Source organism: Streptomyces sp. NPDC002809 (assembly GCF_040295435.1).
In the GTDB taxonomy this organism is placed as follows: Bacteria; Actinomycetota; Actinomycetes; order Streptomycetales; family Streptomycetaceae; genus Streptomyces.
This window is the reverse complement of the sequence record NZ_JBEOVJ010000001.1, coordinates 25,265-47,302: the sequence shown is the minus strand read 5'-3', so window position 1 is coordinate 47,302 and position 22,038 is coordinate 25,265. Positions and strand designations below refer to the sequence as shown.

The window sequence follows — 22,038 nt, the reverse complement described above, 5'->3', positions numbered from 1 at the left end:
AGACTCTACAGGAGGTCAGAGGGTGCGGTCGACCTCACTCCTGGTGGTGGGTCCGTTACGCACCCACCACCGGGCGCTCTACGGGGCGGCGGCGTCGATCGCCTTCACGATCCGCTTGTCGGAGACGGGGAACGCGGTGCCCAGCGCGTGCGCGAAGTAGCTGACCCGCAGCTCCTCGATCATCCAGCGGATGTCCAGGACCTCCTGCGGAACGGGCCTGCCCTGCGGCAGTTGCTCCAGCAGCCAGGCGTACTCGTCCTGCATCTCGTGGACCTTCTCCATGCGCGTGGTGTCGCGCTGGACGTTCGTCGGCATCTGCTGGAGCCGGCGGTCCTCGGCGACCAGATAGCGCATCAGGTCGGGCAGCCTGCGCAGCCCGGTCAGGGTGACGAACCCGGGCGGCACGAGGCGGGCGAGGTGGTCCCGTACGTCCGTGACGTTGTTGATCAGGACCAGGCTGTTGGTGGCCTTCAGCCGGCGCTCGCAGGCCTGCCAGGCCGCCAGGATCTGCTGGACCTGGCCGATCGTGCGGACGGTCAGGTCCACCAGGTCGGCGCGCACCTTGTCGTACAGCTTCCGGAACGACGCCTCGTCCCAGGCGGGACCGCCGTGGGCGGCGATCAGGCGGTCGGCGGCCGCCGTCGCGCAGTCGTCGAAGAGCGCCTGGATGGAGCCGTGCGGATTGCGGGACAGGGCCAGCTTCTGCTGGTTCGTCAGCTTGTCCGAGGCGAACTTCGCCGGATTCACCGGGATGTTCAGCAGGATCAGCTTCCGGGTACCGCGCCACATGGCCTGCTGCTGTTCCGCCTCGGTGTCGAAGAGCCGTACGGCCACCGTGTCGCCCTGGTCGACCAGGGCCGGGAAGGCCTTGACCGGCTGCCCCGCCCTCCGCGTCTCGAAGACCCGGTCCAGCGTGCCGATCGTCCAGTCCGTGAGCTTCGAGCGCTCGACGGACTCCCCGGACGGCCCCGCGGTCGCCGCGGCGGCCTGGGAGAGCGCCTGACGGGCCTTGGGGCGCAGCTGGACCCGCAGCGCCTCCAGGTCCTTGTCCTCGGCGACCTTGCGGCGCCGCTCGTCGACGACCCGGAAGGTGATCTTCAGGTGGTCCGGGACCCGGCTCAGGTCGAAGTCGTCCGCGGTGACCGGGACACCGACCATCCGCTGGAGCTCCCGGGCGAGCGTCACCGGCAACGGCTCCTGCAGCGGTACGGCCCGGTCCAGGAACTTGTCCGCGTAGTTCGGTGCGGGGACGTAGTGCCGGCGGATCGGCTTCGGCAGGGAACGGATCAGCTCGGTGACCACTTCCTCGCGCAGGCCCGGGATCTGCCAGTCGAAGCCCTCGGACGTGACCTGGTTGAGCACCTGGAGCGGGATGTGGACGGTCACGCCGTCGGCGTCCGCACCGGGCTCGAACTGGTACGTCACCCGGAACTTGAGCTTCCCCTGCCGCCAGGAGTCCGGGTAGTCGTCCTTGGTGACGGCGCCGGCCTTCTCGTTGATGAGCATGGAGCGCTCGAAGTCCAGCGCGTCCGGCTCGTCCTTGCGCTTGTGCTTCCACCACGAGTCGAAGTGCGCGCCCGAGACGACGTGTTCGGGAATCCGCTGGTCGTAGAAGTCGAAGAGCGTCTCGTCGTCCACGAGGATGTCGCGGCGTCGGGCACGGTGCTCCAACTCCTCGACCTCGCCCAGGAGTTTGCGGTTGTCATGGAAGAACTGGTGGTGCGTGCGCCAGTCGCCCTCGACCAGGGCGTTGCGGATGAAGAGGTCCCGCGAGGCCTCCTGGTCGATCCGGCCGAAATTGACCTTGCGCTGGGCCACGATCGGTACGCCGTACAGCGTGACCCGCTCGTACGCCATCACCGCCGCCTGGTCCTTCTCCCAGTGCGGCTCGCTGTAGGTGCGCTTCAGCAGGTGCCCGGCCAGCGGCTCGATCCACTCCGGCTCGACCCGGGCGTTGACCCGCGCCCACAGCCGGGACGTCTCCACCAGCTCGGCCGACATCACGAACCGGGGCTGCTTCTTGAAGAGCGCCGACCCGGGGAAGATCGCGAACTTGGCGCTGCGGGCGCCCAGGTACTCGTTCTTCTCGGTGTCCTTCAGCCCGATGTGCGAGAGCAGTCCGGCGAGCAGCGAGGTGTGCACCGACTGCTCCGGGGCGTCGTCCTCATTGAGTTCGATCCCCATCTGCTTGGCGACCGTACGCAGCTGCGCGTAGATGTCCTGCCATTCGCGGATGCGCAGGAAGTTCAGATACTCCTGCTTGCACATCCGGCGGAAGCTGGAGGAGCCGCGCTCCTTCTGCTGCTCGCGGATGTAGCGCCACAGATTCAGGAACGCCAGGAAGTCGGACGTCTCGTCCTTGAACCGGGCGTGCTGCTGATCGGCCTGCGTCTGCTTCTCGGACGGCCGCTCGCGCGGGTCCTGGATGGAGAGCGCGGAGGCGATGACCATGACCTCACGGACGCAGCCGTTCCGGTCTGCCTCGATGACCATCCGGGCCAGGCGCGGGTCCACCGGCAGCTGGGAGAGCTGGCGGCCCAGCGGGGTGAGCCGCTTCTTCGGATCCTTCTCCTCCGGATCCAGCGCGCCCAGCTCCTGGAGGAGCTGCACACCGTCGCGGATGTTGCGGTGGTCCGGCGGATCGATGAAGGGGAACTTCTCGATGTCGCCGAGACCGGCCGCGGTCATCTGGAGGATGACGGAGGCCAGGTTCGTGCGGAGGATCTCCGGGTCGGTGAACTCCGGGCGCGTCAGGAAGTCGTCCTCGGAGTACAGCCGGATGCAGATGCCGTCGGACGTACGGCCGCAGCGGCCCTTGCGCTGGTTGGCGCTGGCCTGCGAGATCCGCTCGATCGGCAGCCGCTGGACCTTGGTGCGGTGGCTGTAGCGGGAGATACGGGCGTTGCCCGGGTCGATCACGTACTTGATGCCGGGGACGGTCAGCGAGGTCTCGGCGACGTTGGTCGCGAGGACGACCCTGCGTCCCGTGTGGCGCTGGAACACGCGGTGCTGCTCGGCGTGCGACAGGCGTGCGTAGAGGGGGAGCACCTCGGTGTGTCTGAGGTTGCGTTTGCCGAGCGCGTCCGCGGTGTCGCGGATCTCGCGCTCGCCGGAGAGGAAGACCAGGACATCGCCCGGACCCTCGGTCTGGAGCTCGTCCACGGCGTCGCAGATCGCGGTGATCTGGTCGCGGTCGGAGTCCTCGCTGTCCTCTTCGAGAAGGGGGCGGTAGCGGACTTCCACCGGATACGTACGTCCGCTGACCTCGACGATCGGGGCCTCGCCGAAGTGCCGGGCGAAGCGCTCCGGGTCGATGGTCGCCGAGGTGATGACGACCTTCAGATCCGGGCGCTTGGGCAGCAGCCGGGCCAGATAGCCGAGCAGGAAGTCGATGTTCAGCGACCGCTCGTGGGCCTCGTCGATGATGATCGTGTCGTAGGCGAGCAGCTCGCGGTCCGTCTGGATCTCGGCGAGCAGGATGCCGTCCGTCATCAGCTTGACGAAGGTCGCGTCCTGGTTGACCTGGTCGGTGAAGCGGACCTTCCAGCCGACCGCCTCGCCCAGCGGAGTGTTCAGCTCCTCGGCGATCCGCTCGGCCACCGTGCGGGCCGCGATCCGGCGCGGCTGGGTGTGCCCGATCATGCCGCGGACGCCACGGCCCAGCTCCATGCAGATCTTGGGGATCTGGGTGGTCTTGCCGGAGCCGGTCTCACCGGCGACGATCACGACCTGGTGGTCGCGTATCGCCTCCAGGATCTCGTCCTTCTTCTGGCTGACCGGCAGCTGTTCGGGGTACGACAGGGCAGGCAGCCGCCCGGCCCGCAGCGCGAGCCGCCCGGCTGCCTTCGTGGCCTGGGCCGCGATCTCGTCCAGCACGGCCTGCTGGGCCTCGGGCTTGCGGATGCGGCGCGCGCCTTCGAGGCGGCGGCCGAGCCGGTGCGCGTCGCGGAGCGGGAGATGCCCGAGCTGGGACTGGAGATCAGCAAAGGAAGTAGACATACGGATCCCAGGATCTCACCCGGGCCCGGGGAACGGCGAACCTATTTCTCGCGGCCTCCGTCACCCGGCCGGTACGGTCGGGAGCGCCGCGATCACAGCACGTACCATTCCGGGCAGTTGATCTCTCCGCCGAGCCCCCTGCCGGAAGGCCTGTCCGCCGTGTCCCGTTCGTCGTGGTGCTGCCTGGTGGCGGCCCTTGCCGTCGTCCTGGGGCTGTTCTGCGGACCGGCGACGGCTTCGGCGTCGGCGCCTCCCCCGGGTCCGTCCACGGCCGCGGCCGTGGCCATGGGCATCGGGCAGGGAGACGGCCTCCCGGGCTGTGGCAGGAAGGGCAAGCACGACGGCACCGAGCCGGCCGTTCCCGGGCGGGCCCACGCGGCCCACGACCAGGCGCCGGGCCTCGCCGAACGGGGCCTGCCCGAGGCCATCGGCCAGGGGCCCTTCCTGCGGCCCGCGCCGATGACGCCGCGCGGACCCGACGCGGCCGCGCCGACCCCCGTGGAACTCTCCGTACTGAGGGTGTAGACGGCCCACGCCTTCCCTGCCGTCCCTCCTCTGTCCTCCCGCATCACCAGCCCGGAGTTCCGCATGCCCACATCCATGCCCAAGCCGTCCCCGAAGCCGTCGTCCCGGACATCCCGCAGGAAGCCGCTGGTCTACGGCGTCGGGGTCGTCGTGGCCGCCGCGCTGTTCGGCTACGTGTCCTACCGGGCGACCGCCCCCGATTCCCCCGGCGGCCGTTCCTCGTCCTCGGTGGTGGCGGGCGTCACCGCGGACCCGGACGAGGGCGTCTACCCGGAACTGGCGAAGCTCGCCCGGCGTGACGCCGGCGACAAGCTTGCGATGGGCCGGGCGGACGCGCCCGTCGTCCTCATCGAGTACGCCGACTTCAAGTGCGGCTACTGCGGAAAGTTCGCCCGGGACACCGAACCCGCCCTCGTGAAGAAGTACGTCGACGACGGCACCCTGCGCATCGAGTGGCGCAACTTCCCGATCTTCGGCTCCGAGTCCGAGGCCGCCGCACGCGCCTCCTGGGCCGCCGGGCAGCAGGGCCGCTTCTGGGAGTTCCACCGCGCCGCGTACGCCGAAGGAGCGAAGGAGAAGGGATTCGGCAAGGACCGGCTGAAGACCCTCGCCCGCCAGGCAGGGGTGCCCGACCTCGACCGCTTCGTCCGCGACACGGACGGCTCGGCGGCCGCCGCAGCGGTGAGCAAGGACCAGGAGCAGGGGTACGGGATCGGCGCGACGTCCACCCCGTCGTTCCTGATCAACGGCCGCCCGATCGCCGGGGCACAGCCGGCGGAGACGTTCACCCGCGCCATCGAGCAGGCGGCGGACCGGGAGAAGAACCTGGGCAGTGCAGGCCAGGAGGGCGCCAAAAGGCCCACCGGCCCGGAAGGCACCACATCTCGGACCGAGAACTCCGCCGCCGAGAGCCCCCGCGCCGAGAGCTCCCCCGCAGCGGGTTCCTCCGCCTCCGAGGACTCCGCGAAGTGACATCGGACATCGGCTACTTCGCCGCGTTCCTCGGCGGGCTGCTGGCCCTGCTCAGCCCGTGCAGCGCCCTGCTGCTCCCCGCCTTCTTCGCGTACTCCATCGACTCCGCCTCCCGGCTGCTCGCCCGGACCGGGATCTTCTACGCGGGCCTGGCCACCACCCTCGTCCCGCTCGGTGCCGCGGGCTCGTACGCCGGACGGTTCTTCTACGGCCACCGCGACGCCCTCGTGCTCGGCGCGGGCTGGCTGATCATCGGGCTCGGCGTCGCACAGATCGTCGGCCTGGGTTTCGCCTCGCGCCGGATCTCCGCACTCAGCGGCCGGATCCGGCCCACGACCGCCCTGTCCGTCTACGCGCTCGGCGCCGTCTACGGCCTGGCCGGTTTCTGCGCGGGGCCGATCCTCGGCAGCGTCCTCACCGTCGCGGCCGTCAGCGGCAGCCCGGCGTACGGAGGGCTGCTGCTCGCCGTCTACGCGCTGGGGATGGCGGTGCCGCTCTTCCTGCTCGCGCTGCTCTGGGAGCGGTTCGAACTGGGCCGGAGGGCCTGGCTTCGGGGCCGCGCCCTGCGCGTCGGCCGCTTCGAGCTGCACACCACGACACTGCTGTCGGGGCTCTTCTTCATCGGTCTCGGCGCGCTGTTCCTCGCGTACGACGGGACGACGGCACTGCCCGGTCTCCTGGACGTGGACCAGTCCTTCGCCGTGGAGGAGTGGGCCCGGGGCATCGGCGAGCACGTGCCGGACGCGGTGCTGCTGGTCGCGGTGGTGGCAGTGGTGCTGCTGGTGCTCGCGGTGCGGTCCGGGCGGGGCCGGGGCGGGAAGGGCGCGGACGGCGCGGACGGCGCGGACCGCGTGGATGGCGCTGACGGAGTGGACGGCCCTGACGGCACCGACCGGGTGAACACCGCGGACCGGGAGGGTGTCTGACACGACGAAGGCCCCGTCCGGTGGACGGGGCCTTCGGGTGGTGGCTGGGGCCGGGATCGAACCGGCGACCTATCGCTTTTCAGGCGATCGCTCGTACCAACTGAGCTACCCAGCCACGCAGCTCATACGGGCTGCAGCGGTCCTGACGGGATTTGAACCCGCGGCCTCCACCTTGACAGGGTGGCGAGCACTCCAAACTGCTCCACAGGACCAAGCTTTGTGCGACTAAGTGTCGCACAGGTTGTGCGTGCCCCCAACGGGATTCGAACCCGTGCTACCGCCTTGAAAGGGCGGCGTCCTGGGCCACTAGACGATGAGGGCAGAACTGCTTGTACAGCTTGCTTCCGCGTCCGTCGCCCGAAGGGAAAGTGAAGAAGCGTGCGACTCCGCTTCCCCCCGAGAGGTTCAGCTTCTCCTTCAACCTTTGAGGTATCAGAACGGTCGAGCCCTGACCGGCGCCCTTGGGCACGTCGGAGACTGTACACGTGGGTTTCGGTGTCAGCCAAACCGAATAGGGGAGGGCGTCGCGTCGGGTCGGCTCTCCTTGGGCAGGTGGCGGCTGACCTCGGCGGTCGTCAGGCCGAGGCCGCCCAGGGTGATCTCGTCCCAGGCCTGCAGACGGCGCGTGGAGCGGTCCAGATAGAGGACCGACGCGAGTACCTGTTCCGGCTTCTTGTTCTGTACGGCACGCAGCCCGCCACCACCGGTGGAGCCCTCGACCATGAGCCGGGTGCCGCCCTCCATGAGCTCGTTCTGCCGGTGGTGCACATGGCCGGCCAGTACGAGGGGGACCGCTCCGTCCGTCTGCCGGGCCGCCTCCGGCTCGTGGGTGACGGCGATGTCCGCCGGGGTGCCCGCGCGCCGCTGGTCGCGCAGCGCGGCGGCGAGCCGCAGGCCCGCCGCCTGCTCGGCCCCCTCGGCCTGCTCCGGGCCCGTGCGGTCCGGGGTGAACTGCGGGTCCCCGATGCCCGCCACCCGCAGCCCGCCGACGTTCACAGTGCGGCCCTCGTCCAGCACGTGCACGTTCCTGAAGCGCTTGTTCCCCTCCAGGTACTTCTGCGTCACCGCCGAGTCGTGGTTGCCGCGGACCCACACGTAGGGCGCGCCCAGATCACTGATCGGATCGAGGAAGCTGTTCTCCACGGCTGCCCCGTGATCCATCGTGTCGCCGGAGTCGATGATCACGTCGATGCCGTACTGCTCGACGAGTGACCCGATGATGTGCCACGCCGCGGGGTTGAGGTGGATGTCGGAGACGTGCAGGACGCGGAGCGTGGCGGGGTCGGGGCTGTAGACGGGGAGCGTCGAGGTGGCCTCGTACAGCCTGGTGACGTTGGTGACCAGCCGGGCGAGTTCCTGCTGGTAGACGTCGAAGTCGGTGACGATCGAGCGGGCGTCACCGACGACGGAGGGGGCGCTGGAGAGCAGCCCGGAGAACTTCGGCTCCAGGACCGACTCGGGGTTCCAGGTGGCGTACGCCCCGACGCCCGAGGCGGTCAGCAGGGTGAGCGCGAGCCCTCCGGCGGCCAGGGCGCGCCGGGGCCTTCGGTAGACGGCGAGGCCGAGCGCGGTGGCGCCGGTGACGACCGCGACGCAGGAGCGCACGGCGAGCTCGCGGGCACCGGCGCCGACGTCGCCGGCGACCTCGTCCTCCAGGCCGGCGAGCCGTTCGGGGTGCTGGACCAGGGCCTCGGAGCGGACCGGGTCGAGGCGGTCGACGTCGACGTCGAGCCGGACCGGGGCGTGGTGAGAGTCCAGTTCGAGGGCGCCGAGCGGGGACACGTTGATCTTGGTGCCGCCACTGAGGGAGGGCCGCAGGGTCATGGTCGTGTCCATCGGGCCCACGGGCGTACGGACACTGCCGACGGCCAGCAGCCCCAGCCAGGCGCCGAACAGCACGACGGCGACCAGGCCGAGCGCGCGGGCGAACGGCCGCGGCGAGACGGCGAGCATGCCGCCGCTGCGGGGACGGCGGCCGGGCCGCCTGCCGGTGCGTGGGCGTGGGCGGAGTCGGACGAGGTGCCGGACACGGGCTGCTGCGGCACGGAACGGGTCGCGGGCCATTGGGCGCGTATGCCCCGGCGGGGAGGCGGCTATGCGCTTCAGGTGCACCGGGGCGCTTCCGGCGCCCGTACGTGACAATGGCGGGGTGCTGGAGATGACGCGGGAAGCGTTCGAGGAACTGGTCGGCGAGGCGCTGGACCGGATCCCACCGGAGCTCACCCGGCTGATGGACAACGTCGCGGTGTTCGTCGAGGACGAACCGGAGTCCGATGATCCGGAACTGCTCGGGCTCTACGAGGGCACGCCGCTGACCGAGCGCGGTGAGTGGTACGCGGGGGTGCTGCCCGACCGGATCACCATCTACCGGGGACCGACGCTGCGGATGTGCGAGTCGCGCGACGACGTCGTCGCCGAGACGGAGATCACGGTCGTGCACGAGATCGCCCACCACTTCGGCATCGACGACGAGAGGCTGCACGCGCTCGGTTACGGGTGAGGGCGAGGGGCTGCCCGTGCCCGGTTACGGGTGGCGAGGGGCTGTGCGTGCCTGGTCTCGGGTGGCGAGGGGCCGCGCGTGCTCGGTTGCGGGTGAGGGCGAGGGGCTGCGCGTGCTCGGTTGCGGGTGAGATGCGGCACACCGCGAGGTGTGAATGAGGTGTGCGGGCCTGTCCGGGGGCGTGTCCCCGGTGGGGCGGCAGGAGTTGGGCACAGCGCTCCCGGCTCGTTTCCGTGTTGCCTCGTCCTTCCTCGCGCCCCCGGAGGTGCCCCTGTGCGCCAGTTCCCCGTTCCCGTCCGTTGGGCGGCCGTCACCGCGGTGACGATCGCCGCGTCCACCGGCTGTATGAGCATCGGCTCCGACGGGGGAAAACCGGCGCCCTCACGCTCCGCCGTGCCCAAGGGGTCGGTGGCCGAGCCGGACGGATCCACGGTGGCCGGTACGGGCCGAGCCCGTACCGGGGGCGGCTCCGGGGCGCACTCCGAGCGCGAAGGGGGCCGGTCCGCCGGTCCGAGCGCCTCTGCCGCCCCCTCGGGCAGCCCCCGTGCGGAATCCGGTGGGTCCGGCCCGGTGAGGGGCGGCCACCCGGCGACGCAGCTGCCCTCGGCGCCGGGCCCCGGGGTCCCCGAGCAGCCGGAGTCGCCGGCCCCGCCCGACCCGGGACCCGGAACCCCCGAGACCCCGCAGCCGCCGGACCCGCCGGAGCCCGAGCCGGAACCCTCCGAGCCGGCGCCGCCGGTGCCCTCGGCCTCGCCGGCGGCTCAGTACCGTGACGGCGCGACGGGAGCGCCGGACGGCGTCTACGCGATGCGGACTCCGGAGGCATCACCGCAGGTGGGACCGGCCTGAGAGGGTGGTCGGCAGGGGGCGGTTTGCGCAATGGGGGTAAGAGTGCGTATGGTTATAGATCGTTTGATCCCATTGCCCGGCGCCGACACAGAAGAGCGCCGTGTGGCGCGTACTCTCCCTTGCCGTGGCTGGACCGCATTGAGGCGGTCGAAATTGCGAAAACACGGAGTTACGGGCGCGTGCCGAGACTCCGGAAGGTTTCGCATTTCGCATGTCAATTTCCAGTTCTGACCACACCGTCATGCCCGAGAACGTCGAGAACAACGTCGAGAGCGCCGAGCTCATCGAGGCCGCAGAGGCCGTCGTCGCCGAGGTCGCAGAGGCCGTAGAGGTCGCCGACTCCGTCGAGACCGACGCCCCGCAGGCCGAGCAGGCCGACACCGACTCCGCCGCCGCCGACGACGCGGACGCCGAGCCGACCATCACGTTCGCCGAGCTGGGCCTGCCCGAGGGCATCGTCCGCAAGCTCGCGCAGAACGGTGTGACGGCGCCCTTCCCGATCCAGGCCGCGACCATCCCGGACGCCCTGGCCGGCAAGGACATCCTGGGCCGCGGCCGTACGGGCTCCGGAAAGACCCTCTCCTTCGGTCTGCCGACCCTGACCGCGCTGGCCGGTGGGCACACCGAGAAGAAGAAGCCCCGCGCGATCATCCTCACCCCGACCCGTGAGCTCGCGATGCAGGTCGCGGACGCGCTGCAGCCCTACGGCGACGTGCTCGGCCTGAAGATGAAGGTCGTCTGCGGCGGTACGTCGATGGGCAACCAGATCTACGCGCTGGAGCGCGGTGTCGACGTCCTCGTCGCCACCCCGGGCCGGCTGCGCGACATCATCAACCGGGGCGCCTGCTCCCTGGAGAACGTCCAGGTCGCCGTCCTCGACGAGGCCGACCAGATGTCCGACCTGGGCTTCCTGCCCGAGGTCACCGAGCTGCTCGACCAGATCCCCGGCGGCGGCCAGCGCATGCTCTTCTCCGCCACCATGGAGAACGAGATCGGCACCCTGGTCAAGCGCTACCTGAGCAACCCGGTCACCCACGAGGTCGACTCCGCCCAGGGCAACGTCTCGACCATGTCGCACCACGTCCTCGTCGTGAAGCCGAAGGACAAGGCGCCGGTCACCTCCGCCATCGCCGCCCGCAAGGGCCGCACGATCATCTTCGTCCGCACCCAGCTGGGCGCCGACCGGATCGCCGAGCAGCTCATCGAGGCCGGCGTCAAGGCGGACGCACTGCACGGCGGCATGACGCAGGGTGCCCGTACCCGCGTGCTCGAGGACTTCAAGAAGGGCTTCGTCAACGCGCTCGTCGCGACCGACGTCGCCGCCCGCGGTATCCACGTCGACGGCATCGACCTGGTCCTGAACGTGGACCCGGCCGGTGACCACAAGGACTACCTGCACCGCTCGGGCCGTACCGCCCGTGCCGGCAAGTCCGGTGTCGTCGTCTCGCTGGCGCTGCCGCACCAGCGTCGCCAGATCTTCCGCCTGATGGAGGACGCGGGCGTCGACGCCTCGCGTCACATCGTCCAGGGCGCGGGTGTCTTCGAGCCGGAGGTCGCCGAGATCACCGGCGCCCGTTCGCTCACCGAGGTCCAGGCCGACTCCGCGAACAACGCCGCCAAGCAGGCCGAGCGCGAGGCCGCCGACCTGACCAAGCAGCTGGAGCGCATCCAGCGCCGTGCCGTGGAGCTGCGCGAGGAGGCCGACCGCCTGGTCGCCCGCGCCGCACGCGAGCGGGGCGACGACCCCGAGGCAGCGGTGGCCGAGGTCGCAGCCGAGGCGGAGGCCGCACTGCTGGCCGCCACCTCCGTGCCGGAGCAGCAGGCTGCGCGCGAGGAGCGTCGCGACGACCGCGGCAACTTCGAGCGCCGGGACAACCGCGGCGGCGACCGCGGTGGTTACCGTGGCGGCAACGACCGTGTCGGCGAGCGCAGCGGCCGTCCGGCCGGCAGCAACGGCTACCGCGGCAGCAGCGACCGTCCCTCGTTCCGTGGCAGCAACGACCGTCGTGAGGACCGTCCGGTCGGCGGCGGTTTCCGCTCCGGTGGCGGTGACCGTCGTGACGACCGTGGCGGCCGCTCCTTCGAGCGTCGCGACAACGACCGTCCGTCGGGCGGCTTCAACCGTGACAACGACCGTCCGTCGGGCGGCTTCAACCGCGACCGTCGTGACGAGCGTCCCTCGGGCGGTTTCCGCTCCGGTGGCGGTGACCGTCGTGACGACCGTGGCGGCCGCTCCTTCGAGCGTCGCGACAACGACCGTCCGTCGGGCGGCTTCAACCGTGACAACGACCGTCCGTCGGGCGGCTTCAACCGCGACCGTCGTGACGAGCGTCCCTCCGGTGGCTTCCGCTCCGGTGGGGGCGACCGTCCGTTCAACCGCGACCGTCGTGACGACCGCCCGGCGGGCGGCTTCCGCTCCGGCGGCGCCGGAGACCGCCCCACCGGCCGTCGTGACGACCACCGCTCCACGGGAACCGGCACGAGCACCGGCTCCTTCGGCCGTCGTGACGAGAAGCCGCGCTGGAAGCGCAACGGCTGATCGTCCGATCGCCTGACTGCTGAACAGGGCCCGCACATCACCTCGGTGATGTGCGGGCCCTGTTCCATTGGACGGGTTGTTCTATTGAACGGGTTCGAATCTCCCTACCGGTGCCTGTGAGGCTGCTGTTAAGGTCGGCCCACTTCACATGGGGAGTTGGGGCCGGGGGGCTTTCACACTTCGCACAGACCGCGGCATGGACTGCCGCGTCCTCCCCGTGTTCGATCGATCACCCGGGAGGGGACTGCTTTGACCACGTTCGTTCGTGGCCGTGCCGCACTGGTGGGGTCCGTAGTGGGGGCGACTGTTCTGACAACGGCCGTGATTCCGGCCGAGGCCGCCCCCACCGCGGCTCCGGCCGTCGTGGCGACCGCCGGTACCTACGGCCTCGACTTCGCCGGCGGACGGCTGAACACCGTGGAGCTGAATCCCAGCGGTGAGCGGATGGTGTACGAGCGTCGGGTGTCGGCCGACGGCGTGACCGTGGGGGAGCGGGAGAGCCGCGGGTACGCGGGTCCCTTCGCCAACGGCGCTCACCTCAGGAGCGTGCCCTGCGACGTGGGTGCCTGCGTGGAGCTGGTCGGCGCGGGCAACGGGAGCTTCGGCGTCGTGTTCGTCGAGGGTGAAGGCGACTACGAGGGCATGGAGAGCATGAATTACAGGCTCTCGGGAACCACGCACTACGGGGGCACGCTTTACCCGGCGGGTACCGCGAAGATCGTGGATCTGACCGGGCGCTCATGGGTCGTCAACGGCGGTTCGTCCGCCGAACAGCAGGCCGGCATGCACCCGAGCTACCGGGCCACCGCCGACCCCGTCGTCCGTAAGCCCACAGCCGCATCCGTCTGGGGCACCACGCTCTGGTCGGCGACCTCCACCGCCGGCGCACTCTCCGCCACCGATCTGGAGCAGCGGAAGGTCGTGCAGACACTCGCCACGGGCGCCCCCTGCGTGATCAAGGAGGTCCGCACGGTCGGACGCTGGATCTACTGGAACTGCGGGACGACCGGCGCGGCCGGGGTGTACGACCGCACGGCGAAGAAGTCGTTCACCGTGCCGTCCGGGCCCGCCCTCGTCGGTGACGGGTACCTCGTCCGGCACGACCGGACCGCCGGGAAACTGCTGCTGACCGACTTCCACACGGGCAAGGCCGCCGCTCCCCGGGCGGTGGCCGACCTGCCCGCCGGGAAGACCGCAGACCAGCGACGGCTGACCTGGGCCGTGGACAAGTTCGGCGGGGACATCGCTTACGTCGATGCCGCGAACTCCGTACACATCGTGCCCAGCGGTGTGCCCGCCCAGCCCGTGGCAAGGATCGCTTCCGACAGTGGCCAGGAGCACATCGACCTCAAGGGCGTGAACGGCCTGCCCTCGTGGCGCGGAACCTGGCAGTTCAACAAGCCCGTCACCTGGACCTACACCGTCAAGGACTGGACCGGCCGTACCGTACGGACCCTCAAGGGTGGTTTGGGCACCGAGGCAGACGCTGAGTGGGACGGCCGGACGGACTCGGGAAAGTACACCGGCAACGGCCGGCACACCTGGACCCTGCGGGCGACGGCCGAGGACGGGTCGGGGACGTACACCACCAGCGCGACCATCGGGGTGGACGGCGGCATCGCGGGCTTTCACGACCAGGGACTTTTCAGCACCGGTGACCTGGTCACCCTCAACCCGTCCGGTGGGCTGACCGTTCAGTTCGGGCAGACATCGGGCAGCTTCTCCGGCAAGAAGACCGGTACCGGCTGGCCGGCCGGCACCCTCGCCGTACCCTTCGCCGACACCGGCAGCGACCGGTGCGCCGAACTGCTCGTACGGATCCCGGGTGGCGAACTGCGCCAGTACACGGGCCGCTGCGGCACATCGGGTTATACGCCGAAGAGCAGCCACACCACGATCGGCAAGGGCTGGCAGCAGTTCGACGTGCTGACCTCGCCCGGCGATCTGAACGGGGACGGCCGGGCCGACCTCCTGGCCCGGCAGACGACCACCGGCGACATGTACCTCTTCCCGGGGGCGGCCGGTGGGAAGTTCGCACCGAAGGTCAGGATCTACACCAACTGGAAGACGTACGCCCGGATCACCGGCGTCGGCGACATCACAGGCGACGGCCGTGCCGATCTGCTCTGCCACGACCGCAAGGGCGGCCTGTGGCGCTACAACGGCCTGGGCAACGGTAAGTTCGCGCCGCGCGCACAGGTGTTCTCGGGCTGGGGGAGCTCGTACAACGCGATGGTGGGCGTCGGCGACCTGACCGGCGACGGAAAGAACGACATCGTCGTACGCGACACGGCGGGCAAGTTGTACCGCAACAACGGCAACGGCAAGGGCTCGTTCGGGTCCCGTACGCAGATCGCCACCGGGTGGGGGCCGTACAAGGGGATCTTCTGAGGGACTGACGGCCTACGCGGCCGGCAAGCGGGGTGTGCCATGCCCCCGGCGAGGGAATCGCTGGGGGCATGACAATCAACCCCCGCGGTGCCCCGTCCGAGGAACCGGCTCCGACCGACGCAGCGGCCCCTTCGCCTGACGGTCCCTCGACCGCCCTTCTCGCGACTGACGCCCTCCCGGCCGGTCCACCCGGCGGTGCTGACGAGGCCAGGCTGGCCGAGCTCGGCTACACGCAGACACTCGCCCGCCGGATGTCCGCCTTCTCCAACTACGCGGTCTCGTTCACGATCATCTCGGTGCTCTCCGGCTGCCTGACGCTGTACCTGTTCGGCATGAACACCGGCGGCCCCGCCGTCATCACCTGGGGCTGGGTCGGCGTCGGCCTCATGACGCTGTTCGTCGGGTTGGCGATGGCGGAGATCTGTTCGGCCTACCCGACCTCCGCCGGCCTCTACTTCTGGGCGCACCGGCTGGCCCCGCCGCGCTCGGCGGCGGCCTGGGCCTGGTTCACGGGCTGGTTCAACGTTCTCGGCCAGGTGGCCGTGACCGCCGGGATCGACTTCGGGGCGGCGTCGTTCCTGGGCGCCTACCTGAACCTCCAGTTCGACTTCCGGGTCACGCCCGGCCGCACGATCCTCCTGTTCGCCGCGATCCTGCTGCTGCACGGCCTGCTGAACACCTTCGGCGTGCGCATCGTCGCGATCCTCAACAGCGTCAGCGTCTGGTGGCACGTGCTCGGTGTCGCCGTGATCGTCGGCGCGCTGACCTTCGTACCCGACTCGCACCAGTCGGCGTCGTTCGTCTTCACGGAGTTCGTGAACAACACCGGCTGGGGCAGCGGCTTCTACGTCGTGATGATCGGGCTGCTGATGGCCCAGTACACCTTCACCGGCTACGACGCCTCGGCCCACATGACCGAGGAGACGCACGACGCCGCGACCGCCGGTCCGCGCGGCATCGTCCAGTCGATCTGGACCTCGTGGATCGCCGGTCTCGTCCTCCTCCTCGGCTTCACCTTCGCCATCCAGTCGTACGACGGAGCCCTGGCCTCCCCGACCGGCGCCCCGCCCGCCCAGATCCTCCTCGACGCCCTGGGCGCCACCACGGGCAAACTCCTGCTCCTCGTGGTGATCGGCGCCCAGCTCTTCTGCGGCATGGCCTCCGTGACCGCCAACAGCCGGATGATCTACGCGTTCTCCCGGGACGGTGCCCTGCCGTTCTCCCACGTCTGGCACACGGTCAGCCCCCGCACCCGCACCCCCGTTGCGGCGGTCTGGCTGGCCGCCATCGGCGCGCTGGTCCTGGGCCTCCCGTACCTGATCAACGTCACGGCGTACGCGGCCGTCACCTCCATCGCGGTCATCGGCCTCTACATCGCGTACGTCATCCCGACCTTGCTCCGCCTCCTGCGCGGCGACGACTTCCGCCCGGGCCCCTGGCACCTCGGCCGCTGGTCCCGGCCCATCGGCATCGTCGCGGTGGTGTGGGTGGTGGTCATCACGGTGCTCTTCATGCTGCCCCAGGTCTCGCCCGTCACCTGGGAGACCTTCAACTACGCCCCGGTCGCCGTCCTGGTGGTCCTGGGTTTCGCCGCCGCCTGGTGGTTCGCGTCGGCCCGGCACTGGTTCCTCAATCCGGATCACAAACGCACGATCGCCCGCAAACCGTCCCGCTGAACGGGGCCGCTGCAACGACGACGGGGCCCGGCAACCGATACCCGATCGGCGGCCGGGTCACGGCGGGCTATGCTCGGGGGTGATTCGCCGAGGGCCGTTAGCTCAATTGGTCAGAGCAGCGGACTTTTAATCCGTTGGTTGTGGGTTCGAGTCCCACACGGCCTACGTCTAAGCCCCAGGTCAGAGATGGTTTCTGGTCTGGGGCTTCCTCGTGTTCGAGGTAGTTGGGCGAACACTCTCGATCCCGCCAGCCGCACCGCCAAGGCCCGGGCTGCATCAACGGGGCGGTTCGAGCTGCAAGCCGGCGAGATGCACCCGGACGCAACGGACGAGCAGATCGCCCGGGCCGCGAAGCACCTGAAGTCGGCGTACTTCCAGCGCTTGGCGCCGGCCTCGGGCATGGCGCGACGGAAGAAGTAGCTCCGCGGTGCTGACGAAGATGTGCGGGCGACCGCGGTACGTCTACACCTGTGCGCGGACGAGCAGTGTGCCGATGTGGCCAGCCTCCGGCGCGTCGAGGACCCGAGCGTCTACGTCCCGAAATGCGGCACGCTCAAGCAGGCTGGTCCACCTACGGGGTGTGTAGCTGTAGCGGTAGGTGAACATCGCCCTCCCGGCAAAGCCCCCCTTGTACATACCCTGCGGGCCGTAGGCGCCAGGGATGGCCGGCGGGTGAGAGAACACCAGGACTCCGTCAGGTTCAAGCCGCTCGGCGAGGAGCGGCAGGAGCTTGGCCGGGTCGGTGAACCACACGGCGCCGAAGATCGAGTAGATGGCGTCGTACCTCTGCGTGCTGTCGCGGAGGTGATCGAGTACTTCCGCGCAGACGAAGTCCACGCCCACGGGGCCCCAGCACTCCGTGGTCTTCTTCACCATGACGGACGAGAGATCCACACCGGTCGCATGGACGCCGCACTGGGCGAGGTACGCCAGAGCGCGGCCGGTACCGCAACCGATCTCCAGCACGGACCGGGGCTCGCCGAGCAACTCGGCCCCCGGGCCGTGCCCGGCGTACTGCGTCCAGTTGAACACCGGCGGCAGGTCGTCCTTGAAGGCGCTGCCTGCGTAGGTGTCCCAGAGCTCGGTCTCGGCTGCGATGTCATGTCGTGCGGGCACGGCACTCCTCCATGGGCGGGAACAGGTGAAGCCCCTGCCCTCCTCGAGGGAGAAGAGCAGGGGCAGCCTAGGGGCGGTCAGTGACTGTCGGGGACCTTGCTGTCGCACGGCGAGCAGTTCGCGCCGTCGATGGCCCACAGCTCGTCGTCGATGGCGAAGCCGTTGGACTGCAGGAAGTCGGCGGTCCGCAGGCGTCGGCCGGCCCCAGGTATTCGAAGAACTGGACGCCCGGCTCAAGGGCTTCGAGTCCCACATCCGCTCATGGCGTCGACAACTAGCGGCCGGCCACCGGCCCGTACAAGACAGCTGGAACCTCGAAGTCGACCGGTCCACCGTTATCCGGGCATGGGAAGAGTCGGTTGTCCCCGGCATGCTCCAGACCGCGGACTACGCCCGTGCGATCTTCGTGCGGTACGCAGAGCTGCACGGATCGATGCGTGACACCGAAGACGCTGTCAGGGCTCGAATGCGGCGCCAGGAGTGGCTGTACACGCCAGGGCGCAGGTTCCACGCGCTGGTGTGGGAAGCGGCCCTTCACGCGCTGGTGTGCTCGCCCTCGGTCCTCACCGCCCAGCTTGACCGGCTTGCGGGCATGGTGGGGATGGACACGGTGGAGCTGGGCATCGTTCCCCTGGGCGCTTCGCTGCGGATCCCTGCAGCCAACGGGTTCTGGGTCCTGGATGAGCGGCTTGTCATCGCCGAGGACTGGCACGCGGAACTCTGGCTGGACGATGCTGATCTCGTGGCCACATACCTGAAGGCCTGGAACACGCTGAGGGAATCGGCGGTGTACGGGGTCGACGCCCAGAGCTTGATCCTGCGAGTACAGCGAAGCGTCCACGCCTACTAGGCGGTCGAAGACAGCAGTTGCCCCGGACGCACGAAAGCGCCCCCACCCGGGCCACACGAAGGGGAGCGGACAGGGGTGTGGTTCATGAGGAGCGTCGGTCAGCGGGCAGGCCGAGGACTGCTGCGGTGCGCGCCGGGTCGGGGCGGTGGGGGTGTCGCACCGGCACATCAGACCGTCCGCCCCCGGCGGAGTCGGACGGGACCATCGACTACTCCCGCAGGCTCCACCTGAACGCCCCGGACCAGGTCGCGGCGGTGCCCGCCACCGTCCTGCTGGGAGCCCTGCGGATGCGCATCGACCCGGAGCGCTCGGCTGACACGACGACATGACGCCGGTGCCGGCCGTGAAGAGGCCGGCACCGGCGTGCACCAGGGTGGTCAGACGAGGAGCTTCGTCTTCGCCCGCTGGTACTCCTCGTCCGTGATGGCGCCCTTGTCCCTGAGGTCCGCGAGTTTCGACAGATCCTCGACGTGGCTGCTCTTCGGCGCACCGCCCCCGTCGGACGTGCCCGCCGCGTCTCTCACGTACGCCTTGAAGGCCGCGTCACGTTCCTTCGCTTCCTTCACGTCGCGTGTCCCCATGGATTTGCCGCGCGCGATGACGTAGATCAGCACGCCCAGATACGGCAGCACCAGGGCCAGGATCAGCCAGCCCGCCTTTGCCCAGCCGCCGAGGTCGTCACTGCGGAAGATGTCCATGATGACCCGGAACAGGAGGAAGAGCCACATGATCCATAGGAAGAACCAGAGCATGGTCCAGAACAGGTTGAGCAGGGGGTAGTCGTCCATCGGTCCACTCCAGGCGCAGCGTCGAATGACTGAACTGAAATCAGTCATATCACCGCATTTATGCATGCGCCCGTTGGAGTTTTCCGCACTCCGCCAAGAGAGGGAAAGGTGGGCGGGCGGGGCGATGCGACGCGGTGTGGCGGCTACTTCTCCGGTACAGGAGTGGCGGAGACGGGGGTCTCGGCCGGGGTCGCGTCGGTGGAGCGGTCCCCGGGCTCGGCCTGCCGCGGAAGCGTGGATGCGGCCTGGGTCTCCGCAGCGCGTGCGGCCGCTGCGGCCTTTCGGCTCTGTATCAGGAGTCCGACGAATCCGGCGAAGAACCCGCTGAGCAGGCCCGATATCGCGTGGTTGACCGCGTTGAGCGATTCACTGTCCGGAAGGCCGATGACCGCGTAGTTCACGCCCGCGCTCATCACGGCCCCCACCAGACCGCCGATGGCCCCGCCGATGGCGGCACCGACTACGGGTGAGGGCGGAGTGGCCGGCGTGGCCGGAGCGGGGGCAGAGGGGGCAGAGGTGAGCGGTGCGGTCATCGTCGGGGGCCCTCCAGACAGGCTGCGATGAGAGGCCGGGAGCAGCCTGGCGGGCGCGGCGACATGCGCGCTCCGGGGCCTGCTCGCACGGGCAGCCCACCGGTCCGGGGGATGCAGCAGTCACCTTGCGGCAGAACACGTGTTCCTTGCAACACCTTCTCGTTTTCAACACTTTGACGACATGGCGAAGATCGTCCGGCGGGAGTGGCCTGCTGCCCGGCCGTCAAAGGCGCTGCGGGGGTGGTTTGTTCAGGTTTGCCGACCTCTATTTGCCACTCTCGGGCGGTGGTTGGAGCGGGGCTGGATGCCGCTCGGGCGTGGGTGTGGCATCGGCGTGGGCGTCGCTGCGGGCAGAGAGTGGTCATGGGCCGGTGCGCGTGGGTGCCGTCGGGCTGCTGTGCGGCCGTCGGGCCGGCCGGGGTGCCGTCTGTGGGGTGTGGGCGCCGAGTGGTCATGAGCGTCCCGAACATGCCGTAGAGTTGTGTTTACCGACGCGGGGTGGAGCAGCTCGGTAGCTCGCTGGGCTCATAACCCAGAGGTCGCAGGTTCAAATCCTGTCCCCGCTACTGAAGAATCAGGCCCGGCATGCATACAGCGTGCCGGGCCTGATTCGTTCGTACGCCGTCGGCCCGCCGGGTCGCTCGGCGCCGAGCCGCGTTCCGCGTACGTACCCCCATTGGCCGACGAGGAGTCGCTTCGCGACCCTGCTCCGGGAAGCCTGGGGTGGTGCGCGGTACCGTCCGCGGCCGTGGGGGTGCACCGGGCAGGAGACCAGCAGGTGGGGAAGCGGGAGACGCGGCGGAAGAGGCGTGCGGGTGGGGTGCGGACCCGCCGGTTCGTCCGGGCGCTGCCTGCGCTGATGATCGGCGGGGGCATGCTGTTCGACGCCCTCACCCCGCCCGCCTTCACGGCCATCCCGCTGTTCGCGGCGGCCCCGCTGATCGCGGCGCCGTTCTTCTCACTGGCCAGCACCGTCCGTACCGGCGCCGCCGCGCTGCTGGCGGTCGTCGCGCTGCGGATCTACAACGGCAACCTGTTCCAGGTCGTGCCCTCCATCGAACTGCTCACCGTCCTCACCGTCTCCGCCCTCGCTGTCGTGATCAACGGTGTCGTGCGGCGCAGCAACGAGCAGCTGGCTTCGGCCCGTGTCATCGCGGAGACCGCCATGCGGGCGGTGCTGCCGACGCCGTCCGACCGGATCGGCGGACTGTATGTCGCCGCACGGTACGAGGCGGCGCAGGCGGACGAGTTCGTCGGCGGTGACCTGTTCTCCGTCACGGACACCCCGCAGGGGGTGCGGCTGGTGGTCGGGGATGTGCGCGGCAAGGGGCTGGACGCGGTGGAGGCGGTGGCGGTCATCATCGGGGCGTTCCGGGAGGCGGCCGAGCAGGAGGAGTCGCTGGAGGGTGTGGCGCAGCGGCTGGAGCGTGCGCTGGCGCGCGAGTCGAGCACGCGTGGCGGCCTCGACGCGGTGGAGGGGTTCGTCACCGCCGTGCTGGCGGAGATCCCGCCGGGTGCGTCCGTGGTGCGGATCGTCAACCGCGGCCACCCCGAGCCGCTGCTGCTGCACACGGACGGGGCGCTGGAGGTGCTCGGGCCTTCGGTGCCGGCGCTGCCGCTGGGGATGGCGCTGGGGGTGTGGCCGGACCGGGCCGACGAGTGGGCCCTGCCCGCCGGGGCGACGCTCCTTCTCTATACGGACGGCCTCTCCGAGGCCCGTAACGCCGAAGGGGTCTTCTACGACCCCGCCGAGCGGCTGCGGGGCCGGATCTTCCCGGGGCCCGAGGAGCTGCTGTCCGCGCTGACCGATGACGTGCGGCTGCACACGGGCGGTGAGTCGACGGACGACATGGCGCTGCTCGCGGTCGGTCGGCCGGCCGAGGGTCAGCCCGACCGGCGCAGGACCGTGAAGATCGTCGGCCTGAGGGATGGCGGCGGGTGAGTCCGGGTCCGGGACCGTGCGGTGGGAGTGGCCGGCCGCGATGCCACCGTCCGTAACCGAAGGGCACCCCTCCGCATAACATTTGACGCAACGTCAGAAAGCGGGTAGTGGCTGAGAGGTGATCAACTCGTCCGTTTCCACCCGGTTGTGTCCCGTAAAGTCCAGGCCAAAGGCCTGAACGATCAGTGGGAACAGCTTGGAATCGGACCCCGGTGTCTATTAACGTTCGATAACGCAGTGCGGTTGTCCCAGCCGTCGTCAGTGGCGGCACCGTGCGCGAGCGCCGAATCCCGCAAGGGAACCGGGGAACCACCTACATGGGGTGAATCGGGCATCTCTGTCTTGTGATGAGACGGAGGAACCCGTAGGAGACCTTCCTGCTCCGAACCCGTCAGCTAACCCGGTAGGCGAGAAGGAAGGAAAGGAGTGCGC

The 22,038-nt window shown here is 69.8% G+C and carries 16 protein-coding genes, 5 tRNA genes and 1 riboswitch; of the genes, 13 read left to right on the top strand and 8 right to left on the bottom strand.

The features are described from left to right. Positions 1 to 78: 78 nt before the first annotated feature. Positions 79 to 3,999: an ATP-dependent RNA helicase HrpA gene (gene hrpA / locus ABT025_RS00175; protein ID WP_350988093.1), complete on the bottom strand. Its 3,921-nt coding sequence runs from the start codon at positions 3,997 to 3,999 to the stop codon at positions 79 to 81. Between the two features lie 159 nt (positions 4,000 to 4,158). Here hrpA and ABT025_RS00170 point away from each other — a divergent pair, with 159 nt between their 5' ends. The 3 genes from ABT025_RS00170 (at position 4,159) to ABT025_RS00160 (ending at position 6,422) form a co-directional block, all read left to right on the top strand. Beyond that, entirely contained in the window at positions 4,159 to 4,524 is a 366-nt protein-coding gene (locus tag ABT025_RS00170; RefSeq protein WP_350988091.1) for a hypothetical protein, read from the top strand. 63 nt (positions 4,525 to 4,587) lie between these two features. Next, complete coding sequence (locus ABT025_RS00165; RefSeq protein ID WP_350988089.1) at positions 4,588 to 5,496, top strand: DsbA family protein; 909 nt, start codon at positions 4,588 to 4,590, stop codon at positions 5,494 to 5,496. After that, complete coding sequence (locus ABT025_RS00160) at positions 5,493 to 6,422, top strand: cytochrome c biogenesis CcdA family protein (protein ID WP_350988087.1); 930 nt, start codon at positions 5,493 to 5,495, stop codon at positions 6,420 to 6,422. The genes ABT025_RS00165 and ABT025_RS00160 overlap by 4 nt, the downstream gene beginning before the upstream one ends. Before the next feature lie 38 nt (positions 6,423 to 6,460). Here the strand turns inward: ABT025_RS00160 and ABT025_RS00155 are convergent. The 4 genes from ABT025_RS00155 to ABT025_RS00140 form a co-directional block, all read right to left on the bottom strand. Then, positions 6,461 to 6,537 (bottom strand) — tRNA-Phe (locus tag ABT025_RS00155). A 22-nt stretch (positions 6,538 to 6,559) separates the two neighbouring features. Then, positions 6,560 to 6,634, bottom strand: a tRNA-Asp gene (locus ABT025_RS00150). A 36-nt stretch (positions 6,635 to 6,670) separates the two neighbouring features. Further along, a tRNA-Glu gene (locus ABT025_RS00145) sits at positions 6,671 to 6,743 on the bottom strand. Between the two features lie 177 nt (positions 6,744 to 6,920). Then, positions 6,921 to 8,486, bottom strand: coding sequence for a metallophosphoesterase family protein (locus tag ABT025_RS00140; protein ID WP_350988085.1), 1,566 nt, complete (start codon positions 8,484 to 8,486; stop codon positions 6,921 to 6,923). Positions 8,487 to 8,571: 85 nt separating this feature from the next. Between ABT025_RS00140 and ABT025_RS00135 the strand changes: the two genes are divergently transcribed. The 6 genes from ABT025_RS00135 to ABT025_RS00110 all read left to right on the top strand — a co-directional run bounded on the left by ABT025_RS00135 (position 8,572) and on the right by ABT025_RS00110 (position 16,542). Then, positions 8,572 to 8,922: a metallopeptidase family protein gene (locus tag ABT025_RS00135; protein WP_350988083.1), complete on the top strand. Its 351-nt coding sequence runs from the start codon at positions 8,572 to 8,574 to the stop codon at positions 8,920 to 8,922. Between the two features lie 273 nt (positions 8,923 to 9,195). Further along, positions 9,196 to 9,771 (top strand): hypothetical protein, encoded by a 576-nt coding sequence (locus ABT025_RS00130; protein ID WP_350988081.1) that lies wholly within the window; start codon positions 9,196 to 9,198, stop codon positions 9,769 to 9,771. A 241-nt stretch (positions 9,772 to 10,012) separates the two neighbouring features. Then, positions 10,013 to 12,310 (top strand): DEAD/DEAH box helicase, encoded by a 2,298-nt coding sequence (locus ABT025_RS00125; protein WP_350988079.1) that lies wholly within the window; start codon positions 10,013 to 10,015, stop codon positions 12,308 to 12,310. Between the two features lie 249 nt (positions 12,311 to 12,559). Beyond that, entirely contained in the window at positions 12,560 to 14,701 is a 2,142-nt protein-coding gene (locus ABT025_RS00120) for an FG-GAP-like repeat-containing protein (RefSeq protein ID WP_350988077.1), read from the top strand. Positions 14,702 to 14,769: 68 nt separating this feature from the next. Further along, positions 14,770 to 16,377: an amino acid permease gene (locus tag ABT025_RS00115; protein WP_350988075.1), complete on the top strand. Its 1,608-nt coding sequence runs from the start codon at positions 14,770 to 14,772 to the stop codon at positions 16,375 to 16,377. A gap of 91 nt (positions 16,378 to 16,468) precedes the next feature. Then, a tRNA-Lys gene (locus ABT025_RS00110) sits at positions 16,469 to 16,542 on the top strand. A gap of 297 nt (positions 16,543 to 16,839) precedes the next feature. On the opposite strand, the gene ABT025_RS00105 is transcribed toward ABT025_RS00110, so the two are convergent. Beyond that, complete coding sequence (locus ABT025_RS00105; RefSeq protein ID WP_350988073.1) at positions 16,840 to 17,493, bottom strand: class I SAM-dependent methyltransferase; 654 nt, start codon at positions 17,491 to 17,493, stop codon at positions 16,840 to 16,842. Between the two features lie 34 nt (positions 17,494 to 17,527). On the opposite strand from ABT025_RS00105, the gene ABT025_RS00100 reads away from it, so the two are divergent. Together ABT025_RS00100 and ABT025_RS00095 are read left to right on the top strand one after the other, a co-directional pair. Continuing rightward, a complete protein-coding gene (locus ABT025_RS00100) occupies positions 17,528 to 18,343 on the top strand; it encodes a DUF5753 domain-containing protein (protein ID WP_350988468.1) in 816 nt (271 codons plus the stop codon). A 125-nt stretch (positions 18,344 to 18,468) separates the two neighbouring features. Further along, entirely contained in the window at positions 18,469 to 18,672 is a 204-nt protein-coding gene (locus tag ABT025_RS00095; protein WP_350988071.1) for a hypothetical protein, read from the top strand. 48 nt (positions 18,673 to 18,720) lie between these two features. Here ABT025_RS00095 and ABT025_RS00090 read toward each other — a convergent pair whose 3' ends face one another. Both ABT025_RS00090 and ABT025_RS00085 read right to left on the bottom strand, forming a co-directional pair. Next, entirely contained in the window at positions 18,721 to 19,131 is a 411-nt protein-coding gene (locus tag ABT025_RS00090) for an SHOCT domain-containing protein (protein WP_350988070.1), read from the bottom strand. A gap of 143 nt (positions 19,132 to 19,274) precedes the next feature. Continuing rightward, on the bottom strand, positions 19,275 to 19,664 hold the full coding sequence (locus ABT025_RS00085; protein ID WP_350988068.1) for a hypothetical protein: 390 nt from the start codon (positions 19,662 to 19,664) through the stop codon (positions 19,275 to 19,277). 492 nt (positions 19,665 to 20,156) lie between these two features. Between ABT025_RS00085 and ABT025_RS00080 the strand changes: the two genes are divergently transcribed. Continuing rightward, positions 20,157 to 20,230 (top strand) — tRNA-Met (locus tag ABT025_RS00080). Positions 20,231 to 20,484: 254 nt separating this feature from the next. Beyond that, positions 20,485 to 21,606: a PP2C family protein-serine/threonine phosphatase gene (locus tag ABT025_RS00075; RefSeq protein WP_350988066.1), complete on the top strand. Its 1,122-nt coding sequence runs from the start codon at positions 20,485 to 20,487 to the stop codon at positions 21,604 to 21,606. A 271-nt stretch (positions 21,607 to 21,877) separates the two neighbouring features. Next, positions 21,878 to 22,031, top strand: a riboswitch (cyclic di-AMP (ydaO/yuaA leader). Positions 22,032 to 22,038 lie beyond the last annotated feature (7 nt).

What these genes read in the sequence shown, in the direction of transcription:
- hrpA (WP_350988093.1), bottom strand. Translation starts at nt 3,999, where the DNA reads ATGTCTACTTCCTTTGCTGATCTCCAGTCCCAGCTCGGGCATCTCCCG.
- ABT025_RS00165 (WP_350988089.1), top strand. Translation starts at nt 4,588, where the DNA reads ATGCCCACATCCATGCCCAAGCCGTCCCCGAAGCCGTCGTCCCGGACA.
- ABT025_RS00140 (WP_350988085.1), bottom strand. Translation starts at nt 8,486, where the DNA reads ATGGCCCGCGACCCGTTCCGTGCCGCAGCAGCCCGTGTCCGGCACCTC.
- ABT025_RS00125 (WP_350988079.1), top strand. Translation starts at nt 10,013, where the DNA reads ATGCCCGAGAACGTCGAGAACAACGTCGAGAGCGCCGAGCTCATCGAG.
- ABT025_RS00115 (WP_350988075.1), top strand. Translation starts at nt 14,770, where the DNA reads ATGACAATCAACCCCCGCGGTGCCCCGTCCGAGGAACCGGCTCCGACC.
- ABT025_RS00090 (WP_350988070.1), bottom strand. Translation starts at nt 19,131, where the DNA reads ATGGACGACTACCCCCTGCTCAACCTGTTCTGGACCATGCTCTGGTTC.
- ABT025_RS00085 (WP_350988068.1), bottom strand. Translation starts at nt 19,664, where the DNA reads ATGACCGCACCGCTCACCTCTGCCCCCTCTGCCCCCGCTCCGGCCACG.